The following is a 16,256-nucleotide window of genomic DNA, read 5'->3' as shown; positions in this document are numbered from 1 at the left end:
TCACCGGGGTTCTCCTTCAGGACTGGGTGGGGCTGGGGGCGGCGGCGGAGGCGCCGGTGGAGCGGGGTGGGGCTGGGGATCGGACATGCTGCGCCACAGCTGGGTGTACCAGGGATCGGGACGGCGCGCCTGCGTGGTCGGCACCGGAACCGCGGGCTGTTCGATCCCGGGCACCTGCACGATGTAGGCGGTATCGCCGGGCATCACCAACCGGAGCCGGTCACGGGCCTCGGAGCGGATGTAGGCCGGATCCTGCTGCTGGGCGCGGCGATCTCGCAATCGCGTCAGATCGCCTTCCAGATCACGGCGCTGGGAGGCCAGCTGCGCCGATTCCGCACGCTGGCTGAAATAGGTGCGCATCGGCACGGCCAGGGTCAGCGCCAGAGCGCACAGGACCGCCGCCAGAATCACCGCGCGCCCGGTGGACAGCCCGAGGATCCGGTGTTCGTGCCGGTCCTCGGACTTCTTCGAACGGGGACGCGAGGTGCGGGGCTCGGATCTCGTGGCGGTCCGGCGCTGAGCCGCACGCTTACCGGCGCCGGTGCGGGTGGAGCCGTTCGCCGACCGCACGGGTCCGGCCGACCGCGACGAGCGGCGGTCACCACGTCCTGCCGGACTGGTGCCGCGCGCCCGTCGCTCCGTCATCCCCACACCTCGAAATCGCCAGCATTCATGCGACGGACCTGCGCCGCGCAACCGTTTGCGAGGCTACTACCCCTCGAACGCGAACCGGGGGAACGCGACGTCACCGGCGTAGCGAGCCGAATCGCCGAGGGCGTCCTCGATGCGCAGCAGCTGGTTGTACTTGGCGACGCGCTCGCTGCGCGCGGGCGCACCGGTCTTGATCTGACCGCTGCCGACCGCGACCGCCAGATCGGCGATGGTGGTGTCCTCGGTCTCGCCGGAGCGGTGGCTCATCATCGTCTTGTAGCCGTTGCGGTGGGCCAGCTCGACCGCGTCCAGGGTCTCGGTGAGGGTGCCGATCTGGTTGACCTTCACCAGCAGCGCGTTGGCCGCGCCCTTGGCGATACCGTCCTCGAGCCGCTCCGGGTTGGTGACGAACAGGTCGTCGCCGACCAGCTGCACCTTGTCACCGATCAGATCGGTCAGCGCCACCCAACCGTCCCAGTCGTCCTCCGACAGCGGGTCCTCGATGGAGACCAGCGGGTACCCGGTCAGCAGTTCGTTGTAGAACTCGGCCATCTGCTCGGCGGTGCGCTCGGCGCCCTCGAACTTGTAGCCCGCTGCGGCGCTGTGGAACTCGGTCGCCGCCACATCCAGGGCCAGTGCGACGTCGCTGCCCAGGGTGTAGCCGGCCTTCGCGACCGCGGCCGCGATCAGATCGAGGGCCTCGCGGGTGCCGCCGGCCAGATCCGGGGCGAAGCCGCCCTCGTCACCGAGACCGGTGGCCAGGCCCTTGGACTTCAGCTCGGCCTTGAGGGCGTGGTAGACCTCGGCGCCCCAGCGCAGCGCCTCGCGGAAGGTGGGCGCGCCGATCGGGGCGATCATGAATTCCTGCACATCGACACTGGTGTCGGCGTGGGCGCCACCGTTGAGGATGTTCATCATCGGCACCGGCAGCACATGGGCGTTCGGGCCGCCCAGGTAGCGGAACAGCTCCAGGCCCGAGGACTCGGCGGCGGCGCGGGCCACCGCCAGCGAGACGCCGAGCAGCGCGTTGGCGCCCAGCCGGGACTTGTCCGGGGTGCCGTCCAGATCCAGCAGTACCTGGTCGACGGTGCGCTGCTCGACCGCGTCCAAGCCGATGACGGCCGGGGCGATCTCGTCGAGCACACCCTCGACGGCTTTGCGGACACCCTTGCCGCCGTAACGGTCGCCGCCGTCACGCAACTCCACGGCCTCGTGCTCGCCGGTGGACGCGCCGGAGGGTACCGCCGCCCGGGTCAGGGTGCCGTCGTCGAGAGCGATCTCGACCTCGACGGTGGGGTTACCGCGTGAATCCAGGATCTCGCGAGCTCCGACCTGTTCGATGATGGCCACGAAACGACACTCCTTCGGCTGCTGACAATCAATTCAGGGGCCCTGCCCCACCGCCGTCCATGAGCAGGTCGCACGGCGGGCCCGTGCGCCTGCGAGCCTAGTAGGTGAGGTCGTGGTCGCACGACACAGGTGTGCACCGCCGCCGGGCGCGCCGGGTCGCCCGCGCCGAGTTCGGTTCAGGCGCGGCGGCCGACGCTGTAGGCGGCGGCCTTGGTTCGGACCGTCGCCATATAGGTAGTGGATTGGTTATAGGTGAGGACGGCACGCTGCCAGCCCTCCGCGGTCCGCAGATCGCCACCGCTGGCGCACAGATACCGAGCGGCGGTCAGCGAAGCGTCGTCGATACTGTCCGGGTCGGCGCGACCGTCACCGTTGGCGTCCACGCCCCAGTGCTGCCAGGTCTCGGGCAGGAATTGGAAGGGCCCCTCGGCGCGCACGTACACCGGGCTACCGGTGCGCTCGGTCGCCGCGTCGTCCAGAATCCTTGCGACACCGGGTGATCCGTCCAGCGGAATGCCTCGGATCGGCGGCCGGACCTGGCCGTCGGCGTCGAGCCGGGAGCTGCCGTGGCTGCCGTGTTTGCTCTCCACCCGGGCGATACCGGCCACCGTGGTCCAGCCGATCCCGCAGTCGGGCCGCGATCGGGCCATGACCGCCGCGGCGTAACCGTAGGCCTCCAGCGCCACGGTCGGAATACCCAGTGCGTCCGACTGTCCGGCGGCCCAGTCGCGCAACTGTTCGGCACTGCGGCCGGGCGCATCGAGATCGAAGGGTGGGACCGGCGCCCCCGCACCCGGCGGAATGCCGTCCGGAATCGGCGGCAGGTTGTCGATTCCGGAGCATCCGGACAGCACCGCGACGGTCGCGATGGCAGCGAGGGCGAGGTTCCGGAATCCGGAGATTGTCGAACGCACCTCTCCATCATCCAGATTCGCGCGGCGGCATCACCGATCCGTCGATCACTCCCCCTCTCCTCGGCACACGATCAGCTACCGTTTGCCGCGGTCGAAATATGCGCGAAAGCTATGTCCGGCGACACTCTTTAGGTAAGCCTTGCTTAAGATCAACGGAGCGACTACCTTCGCTGTCCGAGCCTTCACCCTCTGCGTCATCCCCATTCCGAGGAAGGGAACTCCTGGTGAAAAACGTTCTCCGCGAACGTAAGACACCCCACGACCGAGATTACGAAACGATCGACCGCCGTACGCTTCCGGAAGAGGCCGCGGCGGCCGTACTGTGTTCGGCCAGAGAGATCGCGATCACACTCGACCACGGACGCGCGCCCACGGCAGAGCTCCCCCGGACCCTGACCGATCCGATGCTGATCCGTTTGATCGACACCTATGCCGCCGAGCTTCCCGCCGCCGTGCGCATCGCGCTGCGCCCGCCCGAGACCGCCGCGGGCGCGACGATCATCGGCACGCTGCCGGTGCGCGACGCGGAACTCGGGGACACCCCACGCGACTGGCGACGCGCCGCGGATTCCGCACGGCCCGGCTCGTTCCACCTGGATATCGCGATGTTGCTGCTGGCCCGCTGCGGCGGTGAACCTTTCGGCTGGCAGGGACAACAGGGCGGCCGGCTGGTCAACAACATCCTGCCGACGCCCGGACACGAAGACGAGCAGTCCGGCGCCAGCAGCACCACACTGCTCAGTCCGCACACCGAGGACGCCTTCCATCCCGAGCGCGCGCATCTGCTGCTGCTGGGGTGCTTGCGCAATCCGGACCGCGTCGGCACCACCATCTCGTCGGTCCGGCAGGTGCGGCTCGATCCCGAACGCCTGCACCGCCTCACCGAACCCACACTGCCGATCCTGCCCGACGTCTCCTACGGCGCGGATTTCGGCGACCACCGTCCCGCATCGGTGGCGACCATCGGCTCCGGCGACGAGGGACCGACCCTGCGCTACGACCCGGCCTACACGCCGCTGGACGAGGCCGATCCCGAATATCGTTGCGCCTATACCGATCTCGGCACGGAATTGGCACGGGTTTGCCACGGCGCGGTGCTGGCGCCCGGCGAACTGCTGCTGATGGACAATGATGTCGTCGTGCACGGCCGGGTTCCGTTCTCCCCTCGCTACGACGGAACCGACCGCTGGCTCAAGCGGGTCAACATCCGGCTGACTCGCCGCCGCGCGACGGCCGAGGCGGACGAAAGCGGCTACGGCCAGCGCACGGTACGCCCGTTCCAGCCGAAACCCGCTGGGGAGCCGGATATCTCGAACCGACGAACCGACCAGTGAACCGAGGAAAGCAGTGAGCAGCCGACCGACCCCGTTGCGTGTACTCAGCCGCAGCGATCTCGCCGATGTCCCGATCGCGCCCGTCGACGTGGTGCGCGCCGTGGAGGAAGCCTATCTGGCCCTGGCACAGGGAGAGTCGGACAACCCGCGCAAACTCAGTGTGGCGCACCCGGACGGCTGGTCGGTGGCGTACGCGATGCTCGGTCGCGACGGTCGCCGCCGGGTCGTGGCGATGAAGACCTCCTACAAGTTCGACCCGAATCACGACCGCTCCACCAAGCGGTACTACACCACGATCACGCTCTACGACGACGCCACCGGCACCCCGATCGCGATGATGGACTGCTCCCGGGTCGGCGCGCTGCGCACCCCGGCCGTCTCGGCCCTGCTGGTCCGCGAGACCATCCGGCCCGGCGCGCGCAGCGTCCTGCTCATCGGCACCGGAACTCAGGGCCGAAATGCGCTGCCGCACTTGCTGGCCGCGAATCCGCAACTGGAACGGCTGATGGTGTACGGCACCCATCCCGAAGGGCTGGAGGCGGTCGGCGACTACCTGCACGCCCACGCACCGCATCGCGGCCTCGAGGTGGTCGACGATCCGCGCGCGGCGGCCGCCACCGCGGATGTCGTCCTCGCCACGGCCGGTCCGGGCACCCGGGTGGCACTCGAATCCTCCGATCTGGCACCGGGTTCGGTGGCGGTGCTGGTCGGGTACGGCCTGGCGCCGTCGACCCTCACCGATGCCGATCGGGTCGTCGCGACCAGCGCCGAGCAGATGGCGCTGACCGGTACCGATATGGCGGGGCCGGACGGACGGCTCAGGTCGGTGGACGCCGAACTGCCGGCCATCCTGAGTCGCCGGATGCCCGCCCGCCACAGTCCCGACCAGCGACTGTTCGTCTACAACAGCGGTCTGGTTCTCACCGATATCGCGGTCGCCCACGCTCTGGCCGAGCGTGCGATCGCCGAGGGACGTGGCACGGAGGTACCGCTGTGGGATTGATGCCGGCACGCGGCGCGGCCGGGCGGATCCGGTGACCGCGGACCTCACCCCGGACCGCGCGGCGTCGCGACAACGGTCGATCAGCGCCTCCCCACTGCCCGCCTACCGCGACGAGTGGGAGGAACGGCTCCTGGCCGATCCCGAACTGCTCGCCGATATCGCACACGCCATCGGCGGTCCCTTCCACGTGCTGTATCCGGCGCGGGTGGGCGCTCTCGTCGACGCCTTCGCCGCGCAGTTCCGGCACAGCGGTGTGGACGGCGCGATCTACTACGGCAAGAAGGCCAACAAGTCGGCGGGCGTGGTGCGGGCCTGCGCCCGGCACGGCGCGGGCGCGGATGTGGCCAGTACCGGTGAGCTGACTTCCGCTCTGGCCCAGGGTATTCGGGGTCGCGACCTGATGGTGACCGGCCCCGCCAAATCCGATGAGCTGCTGTGGTTGGCCACCCGCCACGGTGCGCTGATCGCGATCGACGACCCCGGTGAGATCGATCGGCTGGCCGCCTTCGGCACCGCCGCCCGGGTCCTGCTGCGCATCCTTCCCCCCGGTTCGAGCAGCCGCTTCGGCCTGACCGAGGCGGAGGTGGAGTCGATACTGCTGCGCACCGATCCGGCGCCGGTTCGGGTGGAGGGCTTCAGTTTTCATCTGTCCGGCTACGATCCGATCGCCCGGTCGGAACTGGCCGCGGCGCTGATCACGCGGTGCACGCACGCCCGCGCCCTCGGCCATCCCGTCACCACCCTCTCCATCGGCGGTGGATTCGGTGTGGAATATCTATCCGATGCGGTGTGGCGGGAGTTCACCGCGGGCCAGCACCCGGACTGGTTCCACGCCGGCAAGACGTTCGACTCCTATTACCCCTATCACCAGCGACCGGCCGGCCCGGCCGCGCTGGCCGCGATCCTGGATCACGGCGATCTGGCGCGGGCATTGCGGGCCAACACCCTTCGCCTGGCGATCGAACCCGGCCGTGCCCTGCTCGATCGAGCCGGAAGTACCGTGTTCCGGGTACAGGGCGTGAAAACGCGTACCGCACAGTCGCTTCCGTACCAGCTGCTGACGGTGGACGGCACCAGCCTGAGTCTGTCCGAGCAGTGGTTCGACAGTGAATTCCTGCCCGACCCCGTGCTGTGGCCGGCCCGGTCCGGCACCCGGACGCCGGCCGCTGTCGGCGCGGCCACCTGCCTGGAATCCGACATGCTCAGCTGGCGGCGCATTCCGCTGCCCCGCCCGGCGGCCGTCGGCGATCTGCTGATCTACCCCAATACCGCCGGCTATCAGATGGATTCCAACGAGTCGGCGTTCCATGATCTGCCGATTCCCCCCAAGGTACTGCTGTCGTGCGGTACCGGATCGGATCCGGCCCGGCCACCCCGGCTGCGCTGGACGCTCGAACGATGACACCACCCTTCCACCACTCTTCGAGGAGACTCGCCATGCCGATCGTCACACGCGTGACGGACCTGATCGGAAACACGCCCCTGTTCGAATTGGCCGTCACCGCGGGCGGCACCCGGCTGTTACTGAAGCTGGAACAGTTCAATCCGACCGGTGCGGCGAAGATCCGCATGGCGCGTGAAATGGTGCTGGATGCCGAACGACGAGGTTTGCTGAGAGATGGCGGGCATATTATCGAGTCCACATCCGGAAATACCGGACTGGGACTTGCGGTGGTCGCGGCCGAACGGGGCTACCGATTCACCGCGGTCGTCGACCACCACGCCTGTAAGGACAAGCTGCGCGCGATGCAAGCGATGGGCACCGACCTGGTCTATGTCGCCGACGACGGCGACGACAGCCTGGCCACCTCCGCCCGGGAGGATCTGGCCGAGGCGATGGCCGCCGCCCGCCCGGACGCGTACTTCACCGAACAGCACAACAACGACGCCAATCCGGTCGGCTACTACGCGGTCGCCGATGAGTTGCTGGCCGATCTGGGACGGGTCGATATCCTGCTGTCGGCGGTCGGTACCGGTGGATCCCTGTTCGGCACCGCGCGTCGGCTCGCGGACCTCGGCCAGCCGGCACGGGTGATCGGGGTGGAGCCGGTCGGTTCGATCGCCTTCGGCGGGCCGGGCGGCCCGTACTGGCAGTCGGGCACCGGCACGCCGCCCGGAGCCACGGTCGGCACGGCCGTGGACTATTCGCTGCTGGACGAGGGTGTGACGGTCTCGGATGTGGACGCCTTCGCCACCGTGCGCGCGGTCGCGCAGCGTTGCGGCCTGCTGATCGGCGGCTCGGCCGGCGGCTCGGTCCACGTCGCGCTGCAGCGCCTCGAGGAGTTCGAACCGGGCTCGACGATCGTGACCATCGTTTGCGACGGCGGCGAGAAGTACCTCGACACCGTCTTCGACGACGAGTGGATGAGCGATCGCGACCTGCTCGACCGCACGGCCGAACACGCCGTCACCGATCTGCTCGACCGCTATGCGCCGGCCGCGCCGCACAACGCCCCCGATCACCGAGACCTGGTGGGTGCCCGGTGAACTCGATGTTCCTCGCGTCGGCGGGACATCCCACCCGCCGGGAGGCGCGCCGATGACCGCGGCCCTGGTCCGCGGCGACGGACGGCGGTTGACCGCGTTGGCCACCCCCATCGCGCTGACCCAGCTGGCCCAGGTCGCCATCTCCACGACCAATATCGCTCTGATGGGCAGCCTCGGTGTCGACCAGGTGGCGGCCGGCGGGCTGGCGCTGGTGCTGTTCAACCAGATCCGCACCATGTGCGTCGGCCTGATCACCGCCAGCGGTAACCAGGTGGCGACGGTGGTCAGCCGGGCCGAGAAACAGAACCGATCCGCCGACCACGAGGTTCGCGAGGTGGTCCGGTCCAGTTTCGTCATCGCCACCCTCGCGGGCCTGCTGGGGGCCGCGATATTGATCGGCCTGGGCTGGTCGCTGCAGTGGCTCGGCCAGGATGCCGGCGTGCTCGGGCACGCGCGGCCGATGATGGTGGCGCTCGCGCCGGGCCTGCTGCCGTGCCTGTGGTTCCAGGTGGTTCGCCAGTACACGGTCGGGATGCGGCGGCCGCAGGCACTGCTGGTGGTGACGCTGGGTTCGGTGGCGGTGAACGTCGTCGTCGCACTGGCCCTGATCCACGGCTGGGCCGGACTGCCCGCCCTGGGACTGACCGGGATCGGCGTGGCCTCCTCGGTGGTCTTCCTGGTCACCTTCCTGGTGTTCTGGACGATGGTGCGCCGCGACGCGGTCCTGGGTCCGACCCTGCCGGTGCGTATGTGGCCGGTGCGCGCCCGAACGGTCGTCGCCGAACTGCGGCTCGGCACCCCCATCGCCCTGACCTACGGTTCCGAGGCCGGGATGTTCTCGGTGCTGGCACTGGCGATGGGCACCCTCGGACCGGCCGCACTGGCCGCGCACAATGTGGTCTATCAGCTGGTCTACATCGTGTTCCAGGTCGCGGTCGGACTATCGCACGGGGCATCGATCCTGGTCAGCCGGGCGGTGGCGCGGGAGGAGTATCGCCGCGCCCGGAACCTGGCGTGGCTGGCGTTGCGGCAGGCGGCCGTGGTGGCCGCACTCGTCGGCCTGCTGTACGTGACGGCCCCGGATCTGGCGCTGCGGCCGTTTCTGACCGGACATGACGGCGCCACCGCCGACCTCGCGCACCGGCTGCTGCTGATCGCCATCGTGCTGCAATTCTTCGATGCCGCGCAGAACATCGGCAACGGGCTACTGCGCGGGGTCGAGGACACCCGCGCCGGATTCCGGCTGTCGCTGGTGGGCTACTGGATCGTGGGACTGCCGACCGCGCTGCTGCTGGCCTTCCCGCTCGGCCTGGGCGCGGCCGGGGTCTGGTGGGGGCTGACGGCCGGTCTCGCCGCCACCGCCGTGCTGATGCTGCGGCGGTACTTCGTAGTGCTGCGCCCCCGTGACCACGCCGAACCACGTCAGCTCGCCGATAGCCTCAACTGATCGCGACCGCCCCCTCCTCCGGCTCCGGCGGCTCGACCACCGACCGAGCCGCTGATCAGGCCCATCAGCGCCCTCATCTCCGTGTGTTCGCGGCCGCACCCACACCACCAGCGGGGTTCACCCGCGCGCATCACACCCCAGCGGGTAAGCGGCACAACGGTTTACACTGGGGTGCCATGCGCGGTTGCCGACACCGCGTCAGCCGACCGTGAGGTGACGAGATGGTAGCCACTGCCGGGGAACGTCAACAGCCTGCCACCGAACATCCCGAACTGGACATCCTGCCCACCTGGCCGCTGGACACCATCGCCGTACTGGTCACCACCGATCCCTCCCCCCACGCCATTCCGGTCAGCTGGCCGGTGCGCGCCGATGACCGGCGAATTCTGTTGAGCCTCAAGTTCGATCGCGGCTCGCTGGCCCGCCTACGCAAGCGCCCTGATGTCGCACTGCTGATCCTGGGCGGCGGCAACGTGGCACTGTGCGCGCGGGGACCCGCCCGGATCATCGCCGATCCGATGCCTGGTGCCGAGGATTATGTGGCCGTGGCCATCGATGTCGAGGTGATCGACGATCACCGCCAGGGCGCGTTCGAGGTCGCCGCGGGCATTCAGCGCACCGTTCTGGACGAACCGGAACTCGAATACCTGCGTTCGCGTGTCGCGACCCTGCGAGAGATGGCCGGCTTGAAGAATTGACGGCATGATCGCCGCCTTCTCTGTCACCCCGCTCGGCGTCGGCGCCGATGTGGGCCGGGCCGTCGCCGAAGCCGTTCGCATCGTCCGCGCCAGCGGTCTGCCGAACGAGACCAACGCCATGTTCACCACGCTCGAAGGTGAATGGGACGAGGTGATGACCGTCATCAAACAGGCCTCCGATGCGGTGCTCGCCGCGGCACCGCGCTGTAGCCTCGTCATCAAGGCCGATATCCGGCCGGGTGTCACCGGCGCCATCACCGCCAAGGTGGACACCGTCGAGCGGTATCTCGCCGAAGACTCCTGACCGAGCGCTACCTTTCGCGAGGCCCGGACCAGAATTCACGCCACTGCCCGGCGCTGAGCGGCGCCCGCTCACCGCGAGCGAGTTCCGCGGCGTCCTCGGCGGCCCGGATCCGGGCCGCGAAATCGATGGCAGCCTTGCGCACCCGTTCCTCGGCGCTGTCCACTCCGCCCAATCGGATCACCCGCAACTCGTCCGGCACCAGGTCGTCCGGGAGTCCCGCCTTCGCGCTGCGGGTGCGGATCTTCTCGGCCAGCGCGAGCGCGGGCTGCGCCATGGCGATTCCGTCGAGGCAGGATCGGCGCGCCTTCTCCGCGAGTTTCCGCTCCTCCCAAGCCTTTTCCTGCGCGGCTATCTTGGCGGCGGTATCGGCGCCGGAATCGATCGCGGTATCCGACAGGTGCGGACTGCGATGCACGAGTTTGGCGACCAGGGCCGCGGCCACGTCGTCGACGGTGAATTCCCCCGCGGCCTCGGCGATCCGGGAGTGGAACAGCACCTGCAGCAGCAGATCGCCGAGTTCCTCCTTGATCGTGCCGGCATCGGCCTGCTGGATGGCATCGAGCAGTTCGTAGGTCTCCTCCAGCAGGTACGGCCGCAGTGAGTCGTGCGTCTGCGTGACCTCCCAGCCGCCGAAGCGCCACAGCCGGTCCATCACCTCGACCGCTTCGGTCAGACCGTGCGCGATCCGAGCGGACTCGGCCGCGCGGTCCACACTGTCGGTGCGGGCGGACTCGGGTGTCGTATCCGTCACCCGACCGGCACCTCGGCCGCCACCGCCAGATCGAGCATGCCCTTCGGTTTACCGTCCAGGGTGAGCAGCAGATCGGCGACGAACTGCAGCAGCCGCACATCCCGCACGCGGGCCGCGCCCACGCTGTCCTCGACCCGGGGCAGCGGCAACTGCACGATGCCGGTGGTGGGCCGATAGCTCGCACTGGGATACAACCGCTTGAGCCGCATCTGCTTCGAATCCGGCAGCTGCATCGGCGACACCTTCAAGGTCGTACCGGTGACACCGACCTCCTGGATGCCGTACTCGCGGCAGAGCAGCCGCAGTGTGGCGACCGACACCAGTCGCCCGACCTCCACCGGTAGCGGACCGTACCGGTCCACGAGCTCGTCCACGACCGCCCCGACCGCCGAATCGTCCTGGGCGGTAGCCAGTTTGCGATACGCCTCGAGCCGCAGCCGATCACTGGCGATGTAGTCCGGCGGGATGTGCGCATCCACCGGCAGATCGATCCGCACCTCCTTGACCTCTTCCTCGGTGGTGATCGGCCGGCCGTCGGCCGCGGCGCGATAGGCCTCCACCGCCTCCCCGACCAGGCGCACATACAGATCGAATCCGACGCCGGCGACATGGCCGGACTGCTCGGCGCCGAGGACGTTTCCGGCGCCGCGGATCTCGAGGTCCTTCATCGCGACCGCCATACCCGCACCCAGATCGGAGTTCTGCGAGATGGTGGCGAGGCGGTCGTACGCCGTTTCGGTGAGCGGCTTCTCGGCGGGATACAGGAAGTAGGCATAACCGCGTTCCCGGCTGCGGCCCACCCGGCCCCGCAACTGGTGCAGCTGCGACAGGCCCAGCGTGTCGGCCCGCTCCACGATCAGGGTGTTGGCATTGGAGATGTCGAGGCCGGTCTCGATGATCGTCGTGCAGACCAGGACGTCGAATTCCCGCTCCCAGAAGCCCTGCACGGTCTTCTCCAGGGTGTCCTCGTTCATCTGGCCGTGCGCCACCGCGACCCGGGCCTCGGGTACCAGATCGCGGATTCGCTTGGCCGCCTTGTCGATCGAGGAGACGCGATTGTGCACGTAGAAGACCTGGCCGTCGCGCAGCAGTTCGCGGCGCACCGCGGCGGCGACCTGCTTGTCGTTGTAGCCGCCGACGTAGGTCAGCACGGGATGGCGTTCCTCGGGCGGGGTGAGGATGGTCGACATCTCGCGGATGCCGGCCAAGCTCATCTCCAGGGTGCGCGGAATCGGGGTGGCCGACATGGTCAGCACGTCGACGTGGGTGCGCAGCGCCTTGATGTGTTCCTTGTGCTCCACACCGAAACGCTGTTCCTCGTCGATGATGACCAGGCCGAGTTCCTTCCAGCGCAGACCGGTCTGCAGCAGCCGGTGGGTTCCGACCACGATATCGACCTCGCCGGTGGCCATGCCGTCGATCACCTCGCGCGACTCCCCCGGATCGGTGAAGCGCGACAGGCCCTTGACCGTGACCGGAAATCCGGCCACCCGTTCGGCGAAGGTCTGCAGATGCTGTTGCGCCAGTAGCGTTGTCGGCACCAGCACCGCGACCTGCTTACCGTCCTGGACGGCCTTGAAGGCGGCCCGCACCGCGATCTCGGTCTTGCCGTAGCCGACGTCGCCGCAGATCACCCGGTCCATCGGCACCGCGCGCTCCATATCGGCCTTCACCTCGGCGATGGCGGTGAGCTGATCGTGGGTCTCGGTGAACGCGAACGCGTCCTCCATCTCCTGCTGCCACGGGGTGTCGGGGGCGAAAGCGTGGCCGGGTGCGGCCTGCCGCGCGGCGTAGAGCTGGACGAGCTCGGTGGCGATCTCACGAACCGCCTTGCGCGCCTTGCGTTTCGTATTCGCCCAGTCCGAGCCGCCGAGTCTCGACAGGCTGGGCAACTCGCCACCCACGTAGCGCGACAGCTGATCCAGCGAGTCCATCGGCACGAACAACCGGTCGCCGGGCTGACCGCGCTTACTGGGCGCGTACTCGATGACCAGATACTCCCGGCGCGCACCACCCACGGTGCGCTCGATCATCTCCACGAACCGGCCGATGCCGTGCTGATCGTGGACGACCATATCGCCGGAGCTGAGCGCCAGCGGATCGACCTGATTACGCCGCCGCGCGGGCAGCTTCTTCCCCTCGCCCGGTGCGGTGACCCGATTACCGGTGAGATCGGATTCGGCGATGACGACCAATTTCGCGTCGTCGAACACGATGCCGTCGTGCAACGAACCACACAGCACGCCGACCAGGCCGCGCACCGGTTCGGCACCGGGCTCGAGCGGCGCCGAGGGCACATCGGCATCGGCGAGGCGTTCCCGAATACGTTGTGCCGTACCGTGTCCGGCGACCACGATGACCGCCCGGCCACCGGTGCCGACATGGGCGCGCAGCGAGGCGAAAACGGTCGCGACCAACTCCTCGGAACCACGCGCGGCGGGAGCGGCGAGGACCGGGAGCACGATTTCGGCGGGATCGTCGGCGGCCAGCGGACTCAGCGTCCACCACGGCAGTCCGCGCGCCTCGGCGCCGGCCCGCACGATATCGAGGCCCCGATAAGCCGAGGAGGCCAGATCCAGACCGTGCGCACCCAGCGGCGCCGCACCGCCGAAGGATGCCGCCGTCCACGATGCCTCCAGAAACTCCTGGCCGGTGCGCACCAGATCCGCGGCGCGAGTGCGGATCTTCTCCGGATCACACAGCAGCACCTGCGATTCGACGGGCACCACATCGGTGAGCAGTTGCAGTTCACCAGGCCGCAGCACCGGCAGCAGGGCCTCCATCCCCTCGACCGGAATGCCCTGTGCGAGCTTCTCGAGCATTTCGACCAGCGCCGCATCGGCCGGATTGTCGGCGGCCACCCCGGCGGCGGATGCGCGCAGATCCTCGGTGAGCAGAAGTTCCCGACAGGGCTGCGCCACAACGAGATCCACCTCGACCTCGGTGAGCGAACGCTGGTCGGCGACCGAGAACGCGCGGAGTTCGCTGATCTCGTCGCCCCAGAACTCCACGCGCACCGGATGATCGGCGGTGGGCGGGAAAATGTCGAGAATGCCGCCGCGAACCGCGAATTCACCGCGCTTGCCGACCATGTCGGCGCGCTCGTAGGCGAATTCGACCAGGCGCGTGGTCAATTCGTCGAAATCGAACTCGGCCCCGACCCGCAGCACGATGGGTTCGATATCACCCAGTCCCGGGGCCATCGGCTGCACCAGCGACCGCACGGTGGTGACCACCACCTGCAGCGGCTCCGGGTGGCCGGGATCCTCCGGATGAGCCAATCGGCGTAACACCTGCAACCGCCGGCCCACGGTGTCGGCACTGGGCGACAGTCGCTCGTGCGGCAGCGTCTCCCACGACGGGAACAGCGCCACCCGGTCGCCGATGATCTCGCTCAGCTCGACGGTCAGATCGTCGGCCTCGCGGCCGGTCGCGGTAACCACCACCAGCGGCCGGGCCGCCGCCACGGTCGCCGCCACGAACGGCCGGATCGCCGAGGGCGCGACGAGTTGTACCGAAGACCGCCCGATCAGCTCCCGAACCCGGGCGAGCGCGGCATCGGCACCGGCCACCTCGGCCAGTCCCGCGAGAGGTGGACGACGGCTCGGCATGAAAGAACTCCCGGCTGCACAGATCGGCGATTCAGAGCGACCAATCGAGTCTATGTTTTCGGCCTCCGCTTCGCTCCGGCGGGGTTCTCGGCCCTCAGGCCTCGGTTTTTCCCTCCTCCGCTCAGTCCAAAATCGAGGCGGCCGAGAACCACTCAGGCGCACATCTCGCAAATGTGGGCTCCGGCGTTCACAGGTACCGTCGTCTGACGTCGCGACCGATTACGGCACGTAGCGACGCAGCCTCCGCGCCGCGAACTCCCGGAAATAGGCCACCTTCTCGTCCGGCACGATCGAGGGGAGCAGGAAGTACCACATCCGTTCCATCCGGACCGCCATCTGGTCGATGGATTCGGTGCCGACGGCGGTGATGTGCACACCGGCGGTCATCTCCTGCAGCAGCAGGCCGATGGTCTCGGGGTCCAGTTCGGGTTTCAGGTCGCCCTGCGCGATGGCGCGCTCGGAGAGCAGTTTGTGGGTCTCACCCCAGGTTTTGGTGATGTTCTCCCCGGAGGCCCCGCGGTAGTCACCGATCTGGTGGGTGAGCTTGAGCATGGCGCCGACCATCGGGTCGTTCATGGTGAGGTCGGCGACGACGTAGGTGATGCCGATCGCGGCCTCGAGCGCTGGCACGCGCGGGTCGAAGAAGCCCTGACAGGCGTTGACGAGCCGTTCGTTGCCCTGATCGACCACCGCGCGAGCGAGCTCTTCCTTGGAACCGAAGTGGAAGTACAGCGCGCCCTTGGTGACGTTGGATTGCGAAATGATCTCGCTGAGGCTCGCATTCGCGTAGCCGAGTCGCAGAAACACATCAGCAGCGCCTGCCAGCACCGAATCGCGAGTGATTTCCGCACGCGCTTGCCTAGCCATCAGATCCGCCTGTCCTCAAACCAGCCATCCTGAAGTAGACCGATATCCCGAAGTTGACCGACATCACAGCTCGAACAGCACTTGAAGGATGCGTGAACCGTACCATCCGACCGTCCGCCGCCAGCGGAATCGAGCATTAAGACCAGTCTCCTTCGCAAATCCTGGGTTAACCGTCCAGTTCGGCCCCCTAATTAACCCCCGGCAATCCAACTCGCCCGGTCAGCCCGCCGTGCCGCTCGGCCATTCGGAGGCGAGCTGGGGGTCGGCCTCGAGGTGGGTGAGCCCGTTCCAGCACAGATTCACCAGATGCGCGGCGACCACTTCCTTGGTCGGTTGCCGTTCGTCGAGCCACCAGGTGGCGGCCGTCGCGACCATGCCGACCAGGGCCTGCGCGTAGAGGGTGGCGAGGCTGGTGTCGAAGCCGCGACGACCGAAGTCACCGGCCAGGATGTGCGCGACCTGGTTGACCGCCTCGTTCAGCAGACTGGAGTAGGTGCCGTCGGCGGCCGCGGCGGGCTGATCACGCATGAGGATCCGGAAACCGTCGGTCCGCTCCTCGATGTAGGTCAGCAGCGCGAGCGCGACCTGTTCGAGCCGGACCCGCGACCGGTTCTGGGTCAGCGACGAGGTGATCATGTCCAGCAGGGTCGACATCTCCCGGTCGACCACGACCGCGTAGAGACCTTCTTTACCGCCGAAGTGTTCGTAGACAACGGGTTTGGACACCTGTGCGCGCTGCGCGATCTCCTCGATGGAGGTGGCGTCGTAGCCGCGCTCGGCGAAGATCCCCCGGCCGATCTCGATCAACTGCTGCCGCCGCTGGGTCCCGGTCATCCGTG

14 protein-coding genes are annotated in these 16,256 nt (G+C 68.4%); 7 read left to right on the top strand and 7 right to left on the bottom strand.

Annotation, left to right across the window (positions count from 1 at the left end; genetic code table 11):
• From LKD76_RS05630 to LKD76_RS05620, 3 genes are all read right to left on the bottom strand, one after another.
• The gene (locus LKD76_RS05630) at window positions 1-645 is read right to left on the bottom strand and encodes an FtsB family cell division protein (RefSeq protein WP_227979890.1); all 645 of its coding nucleotides are present in this window, start codon (window positions 643-645) and stop codon (window positions 1-3) included.
• Window positions 646-711: 66 nt separating this feature from the next.
• Window positions 712-2,001 carry a phosphopyruvate hydratase gene (gene eno / locus LKD76_RS05625; protein ID WP_227979889.1) on the bottom strand — a complete coding sequence of 430 codons (1,290 nt, stop codon included), beginning with the start codon at window positions 1,999-2,001 and terminating at the stop codon, window positions 712-714.
• Between the two features lie 176 nt (window positions 2,002-2,177).
• Window positions 2,178-2,915 (bottom strand): lytic transglycosylase domain-containing protein, encoded by a 738-nt coding sequence (locus LKD76_RS05620; RefSeq protein WP_372465749.1) that lies wholly within the window; start codon window positions 2,913-2,915, stop codon window positions 2,178-2,180.
• Window positions 2,916-3,139: 224 nt separating this feature from the next.
• On the opposite strand from LKD76_RS05620, the gene LKD76_RS05615 reads away from it, so the two are divergent.
• The 7 genes from LKD76_RS05615 (at window position 3,140) to LKD76_RS05585 (ending at window position 10,188) form a co-directional block, all read left to right on the top strand.
• Window positions 3,140-4,249, top strand: coding sequence for a TauD/TfdA family dioxygenase (locus tag LKD76_RS05615; protein WP_227979888.1), 1,110 nt, complete (start codon window positions 3,140-3,142; stop codon window positions 4,247-4,249).
• Window positions 4,250-4,262: 13 nt separating this feature from the next.
• Window positions 4,263-5,252, top strand: coding sequence for an ornithine cyclodeaminase family protein (locus LKD76_RS05610; protein WP_227979887.1), 990 nt, complete (start codon window positions 4,263-4,265; stop codon window positions 5,250-5,252).
• 31 nt (window positions 5,253-5,283) lie between these two features.
• Complete coding sequence (locus tag LKD76_RS05605) at window positions 5,284-6,654, top strand: type III PLP-dependent enzyme domain-containing protein (RefSeq protein WP_227979886.1); 1,371 nt, start codon at window positions 5,284-5,286, stop codon at window positions 6,652-6,654.
• Window positions 6,655-6,689: 35 nt separating this feature from the next.
• Window positions 6,690-7,739: a PLP-dependent cysteine synthase family protein gene (locus LKD76_RS05600; RefSeq protein ID WP_227979885.1), complete on the top strand. Its 1,050-nt coding sequence runs from the start codon at window positions 6,690-6,692 to the stop codon at window positions 7,737-7,739.
• Between the two features lie 52 nt (window positions 7,740-7,791).
• Window positions 7,792-9,186 carry an MATE family efflux transporter gene (locus LKD76_RS05595; RefSeq protein ID WP_227979884.1) on the top strand — a complete coding sequence of 465 codons (1,395 nt, stop codon included), beginning with the start codon at window positions 7,792-7,794 and terminating at the stop codon, window positions 9,184-9,186.
• Between the two features lie 221 nt (window positions 9,187-9,407).
• The gene (locus LKD76_RS05590) at window positions 9,408-9,884 is read left to right on the top strand and encodes a hypothetical protein (protein WP_227979883.1); all 477 of its coding nucleotides are present in this window, start codon (window positions 9,408-9,410) and stop codon (window positions 9,882-9,884) included.
• A 4-nt stretch (window positions 9,885-9,888) separates the two neighbouring features.
• Complete coding sequence (locus tag LKD76_RS05585) at window positions 9,889-10,188, top strand: MTH1187 family thiamine-binding protein (protein ID WP_227979882.1); 300 nt, start codon at window positions 9,889-9,891, stop codon at window positions 10,186-10,188.
• 7 nt (window positions 10,189-10,195) lie between these two features.
• Here LKD76_RS05585 and LKD76_RS05580 read toward each other — a convergent pair whose 3' ends face one another.
• From LKD76_RS05580 to LKD76_RS05565, 4 genes are all read right to left on the bottom strand, one after another.
• Window positions 10,196-10,840 carry a nucleoside triphosphate pyrophosphohydrolase gene (locus LKD76_RS05580; RefSeq protein ID WP_227985105.1) on the bottom strand — a complete coding sequence of 215 codons (645 nt, stop codon included), beginning with the start codon at window positions 10,838-10,840 and terminating at the stop codon, window positions 10,196-10,198.
• 95 nt (window positions 10,841-10,935) lie between these two features.
• Window positions 10,936-14,550, bottom strand: a complete 3,615-nt coding sequence (mfd, locus tag LKD76_RS05575; protein ID WP_227979881.1) for a transcription-repair coupling factor — start codon at window positions 14,548-14,550, stop codon at window positions 10,936-10,938.
• 219 nt (window positions 14,551-14,769) lie between these two features.
• Window positions 14,770-15,417: a TetR family transcriptional regulator gene (locus LKD76_RS05570; RefSeq protein ID WP_227979880.1), complete on the bottom strand. Its 648-nt coding sequence runs from the start codon at window positions 15,415-15,417 to the stop codon at window positions 14,770-14,772.
• A 219-nt stretch (window positions 15,418-15,636) separates the two neighbouring features.
• Window positions 15,637-16,251 carry a TetR/AcrR family transcriptional regulator gene (locus tag LKD76_RS05565; RefSeq protein WP_227979879.1) on the bottom strand — a complete coding sequence of 205 codons (615 nt, stop codon included), beginning with the start codon at window positions 16,249-16,251 and terminating at the stop codon, window positions 15,637-15,639.
• Window positions 16,252-16,256: the final 5 nt, after the last annotated feature.

It is taken from the genome of Nocardia spumae (assembly GCF_020733635.1).
GTDB lineage: Bacteria > Actinomycetota > Actinomycetes > Mycobacteriales > Mycobacteriaceae > Nocardia > Nocardia spumae.
Note: the sequence above shows the minus strand (reverse complement) of the source record. Positions and strands in the feature narration are given on the sequence as shown.